This window comes from Streptomyces sp. NPDC101165 (assembly GCF_044768135.1).
Taxonomy (GTDB): domain Bacteria; phylum Actinomycetota; class Actinomycetes; order Streptomycetales; family Streptomycetaceae; genus Streptomyces.
Genome location: NZ_JBIWPG010000017.1, coordinates 22286 through 36568, shown reverse-complemented (window position 1 = coordinate 36568; position 14283 = coordinate 22286). Strand labels below are relative to the sequence as shown.

Annotated in this window: 13 protein-coding genes; 10 read left to right on the top strand and 3 right to left on the bottom strand. The window is 71.4% G+C overall.

Annotated elements, in window-relative coordinates; translation table 11 throughout:
• Nucleotides 1-7 precede the first annotated feature (7 nt).
• Both ACIRVH_RS31870 and ACIRVH_RS31865 read right to left on the bottom strand, forming a co-directional pair.
• Entirely contained in the window at nucleotides 8-2953 is a 2946-nt protein-coding gene (locus ACIRVH_RS31870) for a tetratricopeptide repeat protein (RefSeq protein WP_403960348.1), read from the bottom strand.
• Nucleotides 2953-4779, bottom strand: a complete 1827-nt coding sequence (locus ACIRVH_RS31865) for an HSP90 family protein (protein ID WP_403960346.1) — start codon at nucleotides 4777-4779, stop codon at nucleotides 2953-2955. Before ACIRVH_RS31865 ends, ACIRVH_RS31870 begins: the two co-directional genes overlap by 1 nt.
• 202 nt (nucleotides 4780-4981) lie before the next feature.
• Here ACIRVH_RS31865 and recG point away from each other — a divergent pair, with 202 nt between their 5' ends.
• From recG to mutM, 8 genes are all read left to right on the top strand, one after another.
• Complete coding sequence (recG, locus tag ACIRVH_RS31860; RefSeq protein ID WP_403960343.1) at nucleotides 4982-7189, top strand: ATP-dependent DNA helicase RecG; 2208 nt, start codon at nucleotides 4982-4984, stop codon at nucleotides 7187-7189.
• Nucleotides 7190-7285: 96 nt separating this feature from the next.
• Entirely contained in the window at nucleotides 7286-7873 is a 588-nt protein-coding gene (gene rsmD / locus ACIRVH_RS31855; RefSeq protein WP_403960340.1) for a 16S rRNA (guanine(966)-N(2))-methyltransferase RsmD, read from the top strand.
• A gap of 26 nt (nucleotides 7874-7899) precedes the next feature.
• Entirely contained in the window at nucleotides 7900-8379 is a 480-nt protein-coding gene (gene coaD, locus ACIRVH_RS31850; RefSeq protein ID WP_186581722.1) for a pantetheine-phosphate adenylyltransferase, read from the top strand.
• Nucleotides 8380-8436: 57 nt separating this feature from the next.
• Nucleotides 8437-9495, top strand: a complete 1059-nt coding sequence (locus ACIRVH_RS31845) for an ATP synthase F0 subunit B (protein WP_403960337.1) — start codon at nucleotides 8437-8439, stop codon at nucleotides 9493-9495.
• 154 nt (nucleotides 9496-9649) lie between these two features.
• Nucleotides 9650-10300: a YceD family protein gene (locus tag ACIRVH_RS31840; RefSeq protein ID WP_403960336.1), complete on the top strand. Its 651-nt coding sequence runs from the start codon at nucleotides 9650-9652 to the stop codon at nucleotides 10298-10300.
• A gap of 2 nt (nucleotides 10301-10302) precedes the next feature.
• Nucleotides 10303-10476 carry a 50S ribosomal protein L32 gene (gene rpmF / locus ACIRVH_RS31835; protein ID WP_003951102.1) on the top strand — a complete coding sequence of 58 codons (174 nt, stop codon included), beginning with the start codon at nucleotides 10303-10305 and terminating at the stop codon, nucleotides 10474-10476.
• An 8-nt stretch (nucleotides 10477-10484) separates the two neighbouring features.
• Nucleotides 10485-11300, top strand: coding sequence for a ribonuclease III (rnc, locus tag ACIRVH_RS31830; protein ID WP_403960333.1), 816 nt, complete (start codon nucleotides 10485-10487; stop codon nucleotides 11298-11300).
• An 88-nt stretch (nucleotides 11301-11388) separates the two neighbouring features.
• Complete coding sequence (gene mutM / locus ACIRVH_RS31825; RefSeq protein WP_403960330.1) at nucleotides 11389-12246, top strand: bifunctional DNA-formamidopyrimidine glycosylase/DNA-(apurinic or apyrimidinic site) lyase; 858 nt, start codon at nucleotides 11389-11391, stop codon at nucleotides 12244-12246.
• A 56-nt stretch (nucleotides 12247-12302) separates the two neighbouring features.
• Here the strand turns inward: mutM and ACIRVH_RS31820 are convergent, their stop codons facing one another.
• On the bottom strand, nucleotides 12303-12695 hold the full coding sequence (locus ACIRVH_RS31820) for a winged helix-turn-helix transcriptional regulator (RefSeq protein ID WP_403960327.1): 393 nt from the start codon (nucleotides 12693-12695) through the stop codon (nucleotides 12303-12305).
• A gap of 136 nt (nucleotides 12696-12831) precedes the next feature.
• On the opposite strand from ACIRVH_RS31820, the gene ACIRVH_RS31815 reads away from it, so the two are divergent.
• Both ACIRVH_RS31815 and ACIRVH_RS31810 read left to right on the top strand, forming a co-directional pair.
• The gene (locus ACIRVH_RS31815) at nucleotides 12832-13416 is read left to right on the top strand and encodes a flavodoxin family protein (protein ID WP_403960324.1); all 585 of its coding nucleotides are present in this window, start codon (nucleotides 12832-12834) and stop codon (nucleotides 13414-13416) included.
• A gap of 208 nt (nucleotides 13417-13624) precedes the next feature.
• Nucleotides 13625-14161 carry a hypothetical protein gene (locus ACIRVH_RS31810; protein WP_403960321.1) on the top strand — a complete coding sequence of 179 codons (537 nt, stop codon included), beginning with the start codon at nucleotides 13625-13627 and terminating at the stop codon, nucleotides 14159-14161.
• Nucleotides 14162-14283: the final 122 nt, after the last annotated feature.

Sequence of the window (14283 nt, the reverse complement as noted above, 5' to 3'; positions counted from 1 at the left end):
GTCCGGGTCATTCCCCGGCCCGGTCCAGCCGGAGCATCTGCGTCGCCTCCGCCCGCCGCTCCTGCACGGTCTCGTCCGTGCCGTCGGCACCTTCGTAGGCCGCGAGCACGCCACGCGCGCGTGCCACCGCCTCGGCGGGGCGGCCGAGCTCGGCCTCCAGCCAGCCCGCGGCGAGCTCGGCACCGGTACGGCCGTGCAGCCCCTCCGTGCCGAGCGTGCCGAACATCGCGGCCGCGCGGTCCATCCGGGTCACCGCGGCCTCGTACGCGCCCTGGATCACCCCGGCCCCCGCTTCGTCCTCCTCGGCCGCCGAGCGAGCCAGCAGATCGCCGAACTGGCGGTGGGTGTTGCCGAGTTCCGCGGCGAGCTGCTCCCGGGCCACCGGGTCCGCCGCGGCCTCCCACGCACGCTCGCACGCGCGCACCGCCTCCGTCATCAGCTCCCGCGCGCCCTCCGCTCCGGCCTCCCCGCGCAGCGCCAGCCAGCCGCGGGCGCGCAGCGAGCGGACGAGAAAGTGCGGGTTGCCGAGCGAGCGCCACAGCTCGCCCGCGCGCGCGTAGGCCTGATCGGCCTCCTCCAGCAGGCCGGCGTTGCTCAGGGACTCCGCGGCGAGATGGGCGAGCGTGGCGTGGTCCTGCTGCTCGGGCCAGTGCCGGGCGATCTCGGCGGCCTGCAGCCGGCGTTCGGCCGCCTCCCGGTGCTCGCCCAGCTCGCTCAGGCAGTCCCCGAGCCACCACTGCGCCTGTACGACGGCCCCGTCGCCGTGCGTCTCGGCGGACAGGTCGGGCAGCGCCGACTCCAGCACCTCGGCGGCCTCCGCGCACCGCCCCTGGCGCAGCAGGAAGCCGCCCAGCTGGTGCCGCGCCCAGGTGCCCAGCGTGGCGCTCTCGCCCGCCTCGTCGGCCCAGTGCGCGGCCTCCAGGGCGTGCTCCGCCGCCTCCACGACCTCGTCCCGGAGGCCGAGCACCTCGGCGAGCTGGAGATGCAGCTGGGCCCGCCCGACGGGCTCCACGTACGGCCCACCGTGCTCCAGGGCGGCCCGCAGTGCCCGCTCGGCCTCGGCCGCATCGCCGAGCTGATGCGCCAGCGCCGCGATCTGCACCTCGTACTCCACCGCGAACCAGGGCAGCCCGGCGCCCACGTACCCGGCGGCGGCCTGCCGGAACAGGTCCGCCGTCCGCTCGACGTCCCCGTTCTCCCCTGCCAGCTCGGCGAGCATCGCCCGCGCCTCGGCGGCCCGTGCGGCCAGGCGCACGTCGTCGCCCGCCCGCCCGTCGACGAGCGCCAGCACCTCGAGCACGGCCCGCTCGGCCGCCGCCCGCACCTCCCGGCCCGCCGCGCCCTCGGTGCCCTCGTGCACCCCCCGCATCAGGATCCGCGCCCGGCTCATCACCACCGACGCCGTCTGCCGCACCCCGGTGGCGTCCTCGGCGTACAGCGCGAGGGCCTCGTCGTACAGCGCGGCGACCGTCGTCAGGGCCTCGTCCACCTCGCCCGTCAGCGCGCGGACGTACGCCCCGCGCGCGCGTGCCGCCAGGGCCTCCCCGGGGTCGCCCGCCTCCGCGTACAGCGCGGCGGCCTGTTCGAACAGGCCGATGCCCTCGGGGCCCCGGGCCATCGCCTCGTGGTCGGTGATCTCCGCGCGGTCGCGGGCGTCCAGCTCGGTCCCCTCGGCGGCCCGTGCGACCGCCGCCCAGGCCTCCAGGGCGTGCGGCTGCAGGGTGTCCGACAGCCGGCGTGCCTCGGTGAGCAGGGCGGACAGGTCCGGCTGATCGGCCGACTCGGGCGCCTCGGGTGCCGGGGGCGGGACCACGGGCTGCGGCGTGGAGCGCACCGTGCGCACGCCCAGCGGCAGCCGGTCCATCAGCGGGCGCTGGGCCATGCGCGCGCGGACGCGGTCGCCGACGTACGACGTGCCGTTGCGCCGGTCGAACTGCCCGGCCAGTTCCAGCGCCTCCGCGCGCGCATGGGCGGCCAGTTCCCGCGCCGTCCAGGACCGTCCGGCGGGTCCCGGCACCTGCCGCTCGCCGAGCCCCAGCTCGGTCAGCCGGTCCGTCAGCAGCGTCACCACGGCCATGAAGTCCAGCCGGCTGCGCGGCTGCCCGGTGTCCGTGAAGTACGCCGGCCGCTGCGCGAGCAGCTCCAGACCGCGCGCCTCGTTGCCGGTGAGCGCGCAGAACTCCACGTGGTCCGCGTAGGCGCCCCGCATGCTCTCCATGGGGCGTACGAGGCGGAAGCCCCGCAGATGGTGGGCGCGGGCCTCGTCCGGGCGGCCCAGGCGCAGCAGGGGAGTCAGCGAGGAGGCGAGGACCGTGTGCGGCTCGTGGGCGCAGCTGTACTCGCCCTCCAGCACCGGCCGCCACAGATCCAGCGCGTCCTCGTCCCGGCCGCGCCTGACCTGCCAGGTGCCCTGCCCGTGCAGCTCGCAGGCGTGGCAGTCGGCCATCCGGTCCCGGTCCGCGGCCAGCCAGGCCCCGTACGCCCGCTCCGCGCGCTCCAGGTCGCCTATGTGCGCCGCGACACTGAACTCGGCGCTGCGCACCGCCCGTTCGGAGTGACCGGCGAGCCGGTAGCGGTGCTCCATCTCGCCGAGCCACTTCTCGATCGAGGCGAGCGGGATGTGCGGCTGGTCCAGCATGCCCGCCGACACCCACTTGAAGACCCAGTGCAGCGAGTGCGCCTCGTACTCGTCGAAGTCCTCCGGCCGTTCGTCCCACAGGCGCAGCAGCCGCGCGAACGGGACGAACATCCGGTCCTTCTCGGAGCTGTAGTTGTAGACCTTCAGCTGGTGCCCGAGCGCCTCGATCACGGCGAGCGGGATGTTCAGCCCCTCGGCCTCGGCGAGCAGCTGCTCCGCACGCGCGTTGCGCGCGGGACCCTCCGGCTGCTCGGAGTTCTCCGCCATCGCCCGACGCAGCGCGTCGAAGTCCGTGCTCCCGTCGACTTCACCCATCAGCGACCTTTCTCCCCGTGTGTGGCCCACTCCAGGAGGCCGATGAACGCCCGGTTGAGCAGCGCCGAGTCGGCGGGCCTCAGCGGCCGCTGCGCCATCAGCAGCGCCTGCCCGTACAGCGACTCGGTGGCGGTGCCGATCAGCTCCGGGTCCCGCAGCGAACTGATCCTGCGGATCAGCGGGTTGAGATGGTTGAGCACCAGACGCGCGCGGGGGGCGCTGCCGCGCAGCGAGCCCAGGATGCCCGCCCACAGGTCGTCGGCCTGTTCCTCGGCCTCGGCCCGCGCCTGCTCGTGCCGGGTGGCCCGGTCGTCCAGGTGCAGCGCGGGCACGGACAGCGGGTGGAAGGCGCGCAGCACGACGTCACAGCCCAGCGGGTCGAGCTTCGCGCGCGCGGCCGCCAGGAAGCCGGACAGCGCCAGCTCCTCGGCCGGGTCCACCGCGTCCAGGTGCGCGGTCACGGTGTCCGCGTCCAGCTCGGCGACCACGGTCCCCGGCCGCACCGACGGCAGCGCCTCGACGAGTTCGCTGTCGTACGTGTAACCGCCGTTGACCACCCCGACGCCCTGTGCCGAGGCGATCGGCGCCACCTGCCGGTACTCCTCGACCGTCCGCGTGAAGTGCACCACCGGGTGCCGCCCCGCGAACTCCTCCAGGGACAGCTGCCCGTCGGTCGTCTCGAACGGCAGCCACGGCAGCATCGTGCGCAGCATGTCGCCGTCGTGCCGGGCCAGCGACTTCACACCCAGGTGGTGCACGGCGAGGAACGCGGCCAGCCGTTCCGGATCGCCCGCCGCGAGCCCGGTGAGCCAGGACCGGATCCGCTCGCCGAGCGCCTCCCGTACCGCGGCCAGGGTCTCGTCCTCGTACAGCGACTCGCGCGAGGCCGTGGGCCGCAGGCTGTCGGTGTCCAGGACGCAGCGCACGAAGAACGCCCAGTCAGGCAGCAGCTGTTCGGCCCGCTCGGTCAGCAGCATGCCCTTCAGGTGCACGCGGTGCGTGGCCCGCTGGGCCGGGCTGACCGCCGACGGCAGCACGTACGCCACGCCGCGGATCCCGGCCAGCGGCACGTCCAGATCGATCGAGTCCAGCGGGGTGAAACCGAAGAGTTCGTGGCAGTGCCGGGCCAGCGCCACCCTTCGTGTCGCGGGACTCGGACAGGCGCGGTCCCAGGGCGCCGGGAGGTCCGTGACCGCCTCCTCGCCCACCCGGACGTCGTACGGCAGCAGCGAGCCGAAGTCCCGGGCCAGGGCGCGGACCCGCTCGGGCGCCAGCCACTCGGCCGCGCCGGCCCGGGCCACCAGGTGCACGGTGGTGCCCGGCTCGGGCCGCTCGGCGTCGGGCAGCGTCCGCACGGTGTACGAGCCGTCGTCGCGGGCCGTCCACTCCACGGGCGGGGCCTCGGGCGTACGGGCGCTGCGGCTGACCACCCGGATCCGTTCGGCGACCACGAAACAGGCCAGCAGGCCGATGCCGAACTGGCCGAGGAAGTCGGACCGGGCCTCCTGCAGGCCGTCCGCCCGCTTGGAACTGCGGCCGATCGTCGCCAGCAGGCTGTGCACGTCCGACTCGGTGAGCCCGATGCCGCTGTCCTCCACCCGCAGGGCGCCGTCCGCGGCGTGCAGGCGCACCCGGGCCGGGGCACCCGGATCCTCGGCCCGGCGGGCGGTGATCGCGTCCACCGCGTTCTGCAGCAGCTCGCGCAGGTAGACCTTGGGGCTGGAGTAGAGGTGATGGGAGAGCAGGTCCACCAGACCACGCAGGTCGACCTGGAACGTGTGAGGTGACTGGGATGCCTGGGATGACTGTGGGGTCTGGGAGTCCATCGTCGCAGCGCCGGTGGGGGGAGCCTGGGTTCGGCGCGGGGTCGGGCGGTCCCGGATGGGGCGGTGACCGCGGGGGATGGCCGGAGCGCGCCATCCTAGGCCCGGAACAGCACCCCTGACCAGCGCTTCCGAGCACATATACGGCACGAGGGCGCGGACCCGAGGGGGCACCTCTTCGGCAATGTCGGTGCCGTGGTGTGCAATGGATCTCGTGCCCGCACTGGAAGAACCACTGAAGAAGGTGCTCGGCCCCGCCACCGCGAAGGTGATGGCCGAGCACCTCGGCCTGCAGACCGTCGGCGACCTGCTGCACCACTACCCGCGCAGATACGAGGAGCGCGGTCAGCTCACGCACCTCGCCGACCTCCCCATGGACGAACACGTCACGGTGGTCGCCCAGGTCGCCGACGCCCGCCTGCACACCTTCGCCTCCGCCAAGGCCCCGCGCGGCAAGGGGCAGCGCCTGGAGGTCACCATCACGGACGGCAGCGGCCGGCTCCAACTGGTCTTCTTCGGCAACGGCGTTCACAAGCCCCACAAGGAGCTGCTGCCGGGCACCCGCGCGATGTTCGCCGGCAAGGTCTCCGTCTTCAACCGCCGTCTCCAACTCGCCCACCCCGCCTACGAGTTGCTGCGCGGCGACGGCGACGAGACCGTCGAGACCTGGGCCGGTGCCCTGATCCCCATCTACCCGGCCACCGCCAAGCTGGAGTCCTGGAAGATCGGCAAGGCCGTCCAGACGGTGCTGCCCAGTGCCCAGGAGGCCCTCGACCCACTGCCGCCCTCCCTCCGGGAGGGCCGGGGCCTGGTCACCCTCCCCGAGGCCCTGCTCAAGATCCACCGCCCGCACACCAAGGCCGACATCGCCGATGCCCGCGCCCGCCTGAAGTGGGACGAGGCCTTCGTCCTCCAGGTCGCCCTGGCCCGCCGCCGCCACGCCGACGCCCAACTCCCGGCCGTGCCACGCAGACCGAAGCCCGACGGCATCCTCACGGCCTTCGACGACCGCCTGCCCTTCACCCTCACCGAGGGCCAGCAGAAGGTCTCCAAGGAGATCTTCGACGACCTGGCGACGGAGCATCCGATGCACCGGCTGCTCCAGGGGGAAGTCGGCTCCGGAAAGACCCTGGTGGCGCTCCGCGCCATGCTCGCCGTCGTCGACGCGGGCGGCCAGGCCGCCATGCTCGCGCCCACCGAGGTGCTCGCCCAGCAGCACCACCGGTCGGTCGTCGAGATGATGGGCGAGCTGGCCGAGGGCGGCATGCTGGGCGGCGCCGAGCACGCCACCAAGATCGTGCTGCTCACCGGCTCCATGGGTGCCGCCGCCCGCCGTCAGGCGCTGCTCGATCTCGTCACCGCGGACGCCGGGATCGTGATCGGAACGCACGCGCTGATCGAGGACAAGGTGCAGTTCCACGACCTCGGCCTGGTCGTCGTCGACGAACAGCACCGCTTCGGCGTGGAACAGCGCGACGCCCTGCGCGGCAAGGGCAAGCAGCCCCCGCACCTGCTGGTCATGACGGCCACCCCCATCCCGCGCACGGTCGCGATGACCGTCTTCGGCGACCTGGAGACCTCCGTCCTGGACCAGCTCCCGGCCGGCCGTTCCCCGATCGCCACCCACGTGGTCCCCGCCGCCGACAAGCCGCACTTCCTGGCCCGGGCCTGGGAGCGGGTGCGCGAGGAGGTGGAGAACGGCCATCAGGCGTACGTCGTCTGCCCCCGGATCGGCGACGACATCGACGAGGCCGACCCGAAGAAGGCGAAGAAGTCCCCGGAGGACGAGGCCGAGAAGCGCCCGCCCCTGGCGGTCCTCGACGTGGCCGACCACCTGGCCAAGGGCCCCCTCCAGGGCCTCGCGGTCGAGGTCCTCCACGGCCGTATGCACCCCGACGACAAGGACGCGGTCATGCGCCGCTTCGCCGCCGGCGAGACCGACGTCCTGGTCGCCACCACGGTCATCGAGGTCGGCGTGAACGTCCCCAACGCCACCGCCATGGTGATCATGGACGCCGACCGCTTCGGCGTCTCCCAGCTGCACCAGCTCCGCGGCCGCGTGGGCCGTGGCTCGGCCCCCGGCCTGTGCCTGCTGGTCACCGAGATGCCCGAGGCCAGCGCCGCCCGCCAGCGGCTGAACGCCGTGGCCTCCACCCTCGACGGCTTCGAACTCTCCCGCATCGACCTGGAACAGCGCCGCGAGGGCGACGTCCTCGGCCAGGCCCAGTCCGGCGCCCGCACCAGCCTCCGCGTCCTGGCGGTCATCGAGGACGAGGAGGTCATCGCCGAGGCGCGGGAGGAGGCAGCGGCGGTCGTCACGTCAGACCCGGAGCTGACCCACCTTCCCGCCCTGCGCACGGCCCTGGACGCCCTCCTGGACGAGGAGAGAGAGCAGTACCTGGAAAAGGGCTAGGTCCCCACGGACCGTCAGTGTCCGACGGCGACAAGGCCCCACCCACTTTCGCCTGCCAGACTGAACCGTAAAGAAGCCCACAAAGAAGGACCCCCAATGACCCGCGTGATCGCCGGCGCAGCCGGCGGACGCCGCCTGGCCGTCCCGCCAGGGACAGGCACCCGGCCGACATCAGACCGCGCACGCGAGGGCCTCTTCTCCACCTGGCAATCCCTCCTCGGCGGCCCCCTGGACGGCGAACGGGTCCTCGACCTCTACGCCGGCTCCGGCGCCGTGGGCCTGGAGGCGCTGTCCCGGGGCGCGAGCCACACCCTCCTGGTCGAGGCGGACGCCCGCGCAGCGAAGATCGTCCGCGAGAACGTGAAGAACCTGGGCCTTCCCGGCGCAGAGGTAAGGGCAGGCAAAGCGGAACAGATCATCAGAACGGCACCCCCGGCAGAGCCGTACGACCTCGTCTTCCTGGACCCCCCGTACGCCGTCGGGGACGACGATCTTCGGGAGATTCTGCTCACAATCCGCTCGGAGGGCTGGCTCGCTGAGCAAGCGCTCGTCACCGTGGAGCGCAGCACCAGAGGCGGTGAATTCCACTGGCCGGACGGTTTCGAGGCCCTCCGGTCCCGTCGTTACGGCGAGGGAACGTTTTGGTACGGTCGCGCCGCCTCTACGTGCGAAGACGCACGATGACCGGACCGGAGAGCGAGGGATCACAAGTGCGCCGCGCCGTCTGTCCCGGGTCGTTCGACCCGATCACCAACGGACACCTCGACATCATCGCCCGCGCTTCCCGTCTGTATGACGAGGTCTACGTCGCGGTGATGATCAACAAGTCCAAGAAGGGCCTGTTCGAGATCGACGAGCGGATCGAGCTGATCCGCGAGGTCACCGCCGAGTACGGCAACGTGATCGTCGAGTCATTCCACGGCCTCCTCGTCGACTACTGCAAGCAGCGCGACATCCCGGCCATCGTCAAGGGCCTGCGCGCGGTCAGCGACTTCGACTACGAGCTCCAGATGGCCCAGATGAACATCGGCCTCACGGGAGTCGAGACGCTGTTCGTGCCGACCAACCCGACCTACAGCTTCCTGTCCTCCTCGCTCGTCAAGGAGGTCGCGGCCTGGGGCGGCGACGTCTCCCACCTGGTGCCACCCCCCGTCCTCGAGGCCCTCAACGCTCGTCTGCGCAAGGACTGAACGGGCTACAGTCGTCCCGTCCGTCTCCAACACAGCTGTAGAGAGTGGCGAGCACAGGTGGACGTCCAGAAGAAGCTCGACGAGATCGTCTCCACGGTCTCCGGCGCCCGGTCCATGCCCATGTCGGCGTCGTGCGTGGTCAACCGCGCCGAGCTGCTCGCGTTGCTCGAAGAGGTGCGCCAGGCCCTGCCCGGCTCCCTCGCACAGGCGCAGGAGCTGATCGGCGACCGCGAGCAGATGGTCGAGCAGGCCCGCCAGGAGGCCGAGCGGATCATCGGGAACGCGCACGCCGAACGCGGCTCGCTGATCTCCGACACCGAGATCGCCCGGCGCTCCCAGACCGAGGCCGACCGGATCCTCGCCGAGGCCCGCACTGAGGCCGAGGAGGTCCGCGCGGAGGCCGACGACTACGTCGACTCCAAGCTCGCCAACTTCGAGGTCGTCCTCACCAAGACCCTCGGCTCGGTCGGCCGCGGCCGCGAGAAGCTGCTCGGCACCGGGCCCGGCCTGGACGAGAACGGCTACGAGGACGAGGACGCCCCCGAGCGCAGCCAGGACCCCGAGACCCTGCGCCACAACGCGGACGCCTACGTCGACGCCAAGCTGGGCGCCTTCGAGGCGGTCCTCGCCAAGACCCTGGAGGCCGTCGGCCGCGGCCGGCAGAAGCTGCACGGCCGGATCGCCACGGACGACCTCGGCGCGCTCGCCGACGACACCACGACCTTCCAGCACTCCAGCGACGCCGACTACCTCGCCGACCTCGCGGCCCTCGCCGACACCCCGGCCGAGCGCCCGGCCCAGTCCCAGCCGGCTCAGCCGCCGCAGCCGTCGTACGAGCCGCAGCCGGCCTACGGCTACCAGCAGCAGCCGGACCCGTACGCGGGCTTCCCGCAGCAGCCCGACTACGCCCAGCAGGACCCGTACGGGTACCAGCAGGCCGATCCCTACGCCGCCTACCAGGGCTACGACACCCAGCAGGCCGCCTACGAGCCCCAGCAGCCCCAGCAGCAGCCCCAGTCGCAGCAGGGCTACGCTCTCGACGAGACGAGCCTCTTCGACACGAGCATGATCAGTGCGGAGCAGCTGCGCGCCTACGAGCAGGGCCGGGGCCTGTAGAACCTGTCCGGATGGGCCGCGGCCAGGCACCGGATTGGGCCCTGAGCGAAAGGTCCAGTATCCTGGCTCTTCGGTCGCGCGTACGTCCGCGATCAACGCTGCCCGGGAGCACCGACGGGCGGTGTCCCTCCGAGTTCGAAGATCGAAAGCAGGAATGGCTTCCAACGCCCGCCTCGACCACCGCAACCCCCTCGTGTTCGACACGCACGAGCTGGGTCGGCGTCCTGGCGCGCTGCAGCGCCTGACCCGCGAGATCGACGCTCCCGTGGATCTCGGTATCCAGGGAGTCATCGGAGTGCCGGTAGGCGCCCCGCTGGAGCTCGAACTCCGACTCGAGTCGGTCATGGAAGGGGTGCTCGTCACAGGCACCGCCCGTGCACAGGCCGAGGGGGAGTGCGTAAGGTGTCTGGAGCCGATCGAGCTGGAGCTCGAAGCGGACTTCCAGGAGCTGTTCTCGTACCCTGACGCCGACGACCGGGGCCGTGTGATCGCGGAACCGGGCGACGACGCCGAGGACGACGAGGACAGGTTTTTCCTCGAGGACGGACTTTTCGACCTCGAACCTCTGCTGCGCGATGCGGTGGTGCTCGCACTGCCGATGCAGCCGGTGTGCCAGGACGACTGCCCCGGTCTGTGCTCCGAGTGTGGAGTGCGGCTCGTGGACGACCCGGACCACCATCACGCCGCCGTCGACATCCGTTGGGCGGCTTTGCAGGGACTCGCCGGTTCCACGATGGACGGCGAGAAGGACGAGATGAGCGGCGCTGACGCGGAAGCGGGCGTCGACGAGAAGCAGGAGAAGTAGCCGTGGCTGTTCCGAAGCGGAAGATGTCGCGCAGCAACACGCGCCACCGCCGGTCGCAGTGGAAGGCTGCGGTCCCCACCCTGGTTGCGTGCGAGCGCTGCCACGAGCCCAAGCAGCAGCACATTGCGTGCCCGTCTTGCGGCACCTACAACAAGCGCCAGGTCCTCGAAGTCTGAGCGGGCTGGTGAGAGGCACTGTGTCCAGTCCCAAGAAGGCGGAAGACGCCAAGGCGGACGCACCCGCCAAGAAGAAGGCGGACAACATGGCCTCGTCCCACACGCTTCTGGAAGGGCGGCTCGGCTACCAGCTCGAGTCCGCCCTTCTGGTGCGTGCGCTGACCCACCGTTCCTACGCGTACGAGAACGGCGGTCTGCCGACGAACGAGCGGCTGGAGTTCCTCGGGGACTCCGTGCTCGGCCTCGTCGTCACGGACACGCTGTACCGCACCCACCCGGACCTGCCCGAAGGCCAGCTGGCCAAGTTGCGGGCCGCGGTGGTCAACTCTCGTGCGCTGGCGGAAGTGGGCCGCGGCCTCGACCTGGGCGCCTTCATCCGGCTCGGCCGGGGTGAAGAGGGCACGGGCGGCCGGGACAAGGCGTCCATCCTTGCCGACACCCTTGAAGCGGTGATCGGCGCGGTCTATCTCGATCAGGGCCTCGACGCGGCGTCCGAGCTGGTGCACCGGCTCTTCGACCCGCTGATCGAGAAGTCCTCGAACCTCGGAGCCGGCCTGGACTGGAAGACCAGTCTCCAGGAGCTCACCGCGATCGAGGGGCTCGGCGTGCCCGAGTACCTGGTCACGGAGACCGGCCCCGACCACGAGAAGACCTTCACTGCTGCCGCCCGCGTCGGAGGCGTCTCGTACGGCACCGGCACCGGCCGCAGCAAGAAGGAGGCGGAGCAGCAGGCCGCCGAGTCCGCCTGGCGGTCCATCCGGGCCGCGGCGGACGAGCGTGCCAAGGAGGCTGCGAAGGACGACACGTCGTCCGCCACCGCCTGACCTACCAGAGCACAACACCGAGCGCCCGTCCGAAGCCTGTCTCCGGGCGGGCGCTCGGTTCATCCACCGGTCTGTACGGGGGGTCCAGATGCCCGAGTTGCCCGAGGTCGAGGTCGTCCGGCGGGGTCTTGCGCGGTGGGTCGCCCATCGCACCGTCGCCGACGTCGAGGTGCTGCACCCGCGCGCCGTGCGCCGGCACATCGCGGGCGCCGACGACTTCGCGCACCGCCTCAAGGGCCACCACATCGGCACCCCCAGCCGACGCGGCAAGTACCTCTGGCTGCCGCTGGAGGAGACGAACCAGTCCGTCCTGGCCCACCTCGGCATGAGCGGCCAGCTGCTGGTGCAGCCGCACGAGTCACCGGACGAGAAGCATCTGCGCATCCGTGTCCGCTTCGCCGACTCCCTGGGCACCGAGCTGCGCTTCGTGGACCAGCGCACCTTCGGCGGCCTCTCGCTGCACGACAACACCCCCGAGGGCCTGCCCGACGTCATCGCGCACATCGCCCGCGACCCCCTCGACCCGCTGTTCGACGACGAGGCCTTCCATCTGGCCCTGCGGCGCAAGCGGACCACCATCAAGCGGGCCCTGCTGGACCAGTCGCTGATCAGCGGGGTCGGCAACATCTACGCGGACGAGGCCCTGTGGCGCACCCGCATCCACTACGAGCGCCCCACGGCCAACTTCACCCGCCCGGTCACGACGGAACTGCTCGGCCACGTCCGCGACGTGATGAACGCGGCCCTCGCCGTCGGCGGCACCAGCTTCGACAGCCTGTATGTCAACGTCAACGGCGAGTCGGGCTACTTCGACCGGTCCCTGGACGCGTACGGCCGTGAAGGCCTGCCCTGCAAACGGTGCGGCACCCCCATGCGTCGCCGCGCCTGGATGAACAGGTCCAGCTACTTCTGTCCGAAGTGCCAGCGGCCACCGCGGAAGGGCTGAACGGAGTCCCCGTGGCGCTGCCCGGGGACCTCGACGAGGACTGAACCCCGGTCGGGCTACGACGGCTGCCGGGTGTCGTACGCCGTGCGGGCCGCGAGGACGTCGTCCATCGAGCCCTCCACACACTGGATGAGGGCCAGCAGCCGCTCGGCGACCCGGCGGCCCAGGGGCGTCAGGTAGTAGTCCACGCGGGGCGGGTTGGTCGGCTGGGCCTCGCGGTGCACCAGGCCGTCGCGCTCCAGCGCGTGCAGGGTCTGGGACAGCATCTTCTCGCTCACGCCGTCGACGCGGCGGCGCAGCTCGTTGAAGCGCAGCGAGCCCTCGTACAGCGCGCCGAGCGTCAGGCCGCCCCAGCGGCCCGTGACGTGCTCCAGCGTGCCGCGCGACGGGCATGCCTTGGCGAACACGTTGTACGCGAGGTCGTCCTGGTCCTGGGTCATGCCTGTCATACCGCAAGCGTACGCGAGCGCAGCGCTAACCGCCAGGTTGCACTCTCTAGAAGTTAGTGCTTTCCTGTGGTTACCACTTATGAGCTGCCCGTTCGGGCTGTTCGAGTGCTTGGCTTGCCTAAGAGGAGCAATCATCGTGACCACCCCCGTTGTGTCCATCGCTTACCACTCCGGCTACGGCCACACCGCCGTGCTCGCCGAGGCCGTCCGCGCCGGTGCCGTGGAGGCGGGTGCCGAGGTGCACCTGATCAAGGTGGACGAGATCACCGACGAGCAGTGGGAGACCCTGGACCGTTCCGACGTGATCGTGTTCGGTTCGCCCACCTACATGGGCACCGCTTCCGGCGCCTTCCACGTCTTCGCCGAGGCGTCCTCCAAGCGCTGGTTCGGCCAGGACTGGAAGGACAAGCTGGCGGCCGGCTTCACCAACTCCGGCTCCAAGAGCGGCGACAAGCTGCACACCCTGCAGTTCTTCCAGATCCTCGCCGCCCAGCACGGCATGAACTGGGTCAACCTCGGCCTGCACCCCGGCTGGAACAACAGCGAGGGCTCCGAGCACGACCTCAACCGCCTCGGCGTCTTCGCGGGCGCGGCCGCCCAGACCAACGTGGACGAGGGCCCGGAGGGCGTGCACAAGGCCGACGTTGCCACGGCCGAGCACCTGGGCCGCCGGGTGACCGAAACGGCGAAGGTGTTCGCACGGGGCCGCGCCGCCGCGTAAAGCGCTCAACGCCCGACCGAAGAAGTGCAGGGCCGGGCCTCTGACCTGCTGCCACATAATCGATCAACGCTGCGACCTGCGACTTGGCTGTCGCCGGTGGTCGGCGTTGGTCGTCGTTGAGCGCCCTTCGACGGCCCCGAGACGACCCGACCCGACGATGCTTCGGGGGTCGGCCTAGGATGCCGAGCGGTCGGCGGAGGGCGGGGGTATGGGCGGGAGTCTGCGCAAGATCTTGCTGTGGGGGCGGGCCCTGCGGGCGTGGTGGTCGGATCGTCTGGGCAAGGAGATCGTCTCCACCTGGGCTGCGGGCACCGTTCTGAGCGTTCCCGTCTGGATCTTCATCGAGATCTTCTGGCACCCGGACTCGATCCTCGGGGACGGCGGGCTCGGTGCCATCGGGCTGCTCATGATCCTGGCTGTCGCGGCGCTCTTCACGTGGACGGGCGTCATGATCGTCCACGAAACGATCGCCGAGTGCCCCGCGACCACGGACCGCGCTCGGCGCCGGTTGCTCACCGTTCAGGTACTCACGGCCGGGACGGCCGGGTGGGTCGCCCTGCGGGCGATCCTGGTCCTCGGTCATCACGTATCGCCGGCCGTAGGCCTGATCTCGGTGATTCCGCTGGCGGCGCCGTACGCACTCGCGTTCCTGGCACTCGTCGTGCGCGAGGACGTCCGGTGGCGCGTGGTACGAGCCGTGCTCCCCGCGCCGATTGCCCTGGTGGTGCTGCTCCGGTTCCTGTGACCGGGGCCGTGTCACCACACCGTTGCGTGACTCGACCGCGATCCCGGCAGGGGCCTCATAGGGCGCTGACCTGCGGGATTCTCAGTAGCCGAAGAAGTGAAGGGCCCGGGTTCTGACCTGCG

Bases quoted from the DNA above. Each gene is read 5' to 3' on its own strand.
- ACIRVH_RS31870 (WP_403960348.1), bottom strand. From the start codon at position 2,953: ATGGGTGAAGTCGACGGGAGCACGGACTTCGACGCGCTGCGTCGGGCG.
- ACIRVH_RS31865 (WP_403960346.1), bottom strand. From the start codon at position 4,779: ATGGACTCCCAGACCCCACAGTCATCCCAGGCATCCCAGTCACCTCAC.
- recG (WP_403960343.1), top strand. From the start codon at position 4,982: ATGGATCTCGTGCCCGCACTGGAAGAACCACTGAAGAAGGTGCTCGGC.
- rsmD (WP_403960340.1), top strand. From the start codon at position 7,286: ATGACCCGCGTGATCGCCGGCGCAGCCGGCGGACGCCGCCTGGCCGTC.
- ACIRVH_RS31840 (WP_403960336.1), top strand. From the start codon at position 9,650: ATGGCTTCCAACGCCCGCCTCGACCACCGCAACCCCCTCGTGTTCGAC.
- mutM (WP_403960330.1), top strand. From the start codon at position 11,389: ATGCCCGAGTTGCCCGAGGTCGAGGTCGTCCGGCGGGGTCTTGCGCGG.
- ACIRVH_RS31820 (WP_403960327.1), bottom strand. From the start codon at position 12,695: ATGACAGGCATGACCCAGGACCAGGACGACCTCGCGTACAACGTGTTC.
- ACIRVH_RS31810 (WP_403960321.1), top strand. From the start codon at position 13,625: ATGGGCGGGAGTCTGCGCAAGATCTTGCTGTGGGGGCGGGCCCTGCGG.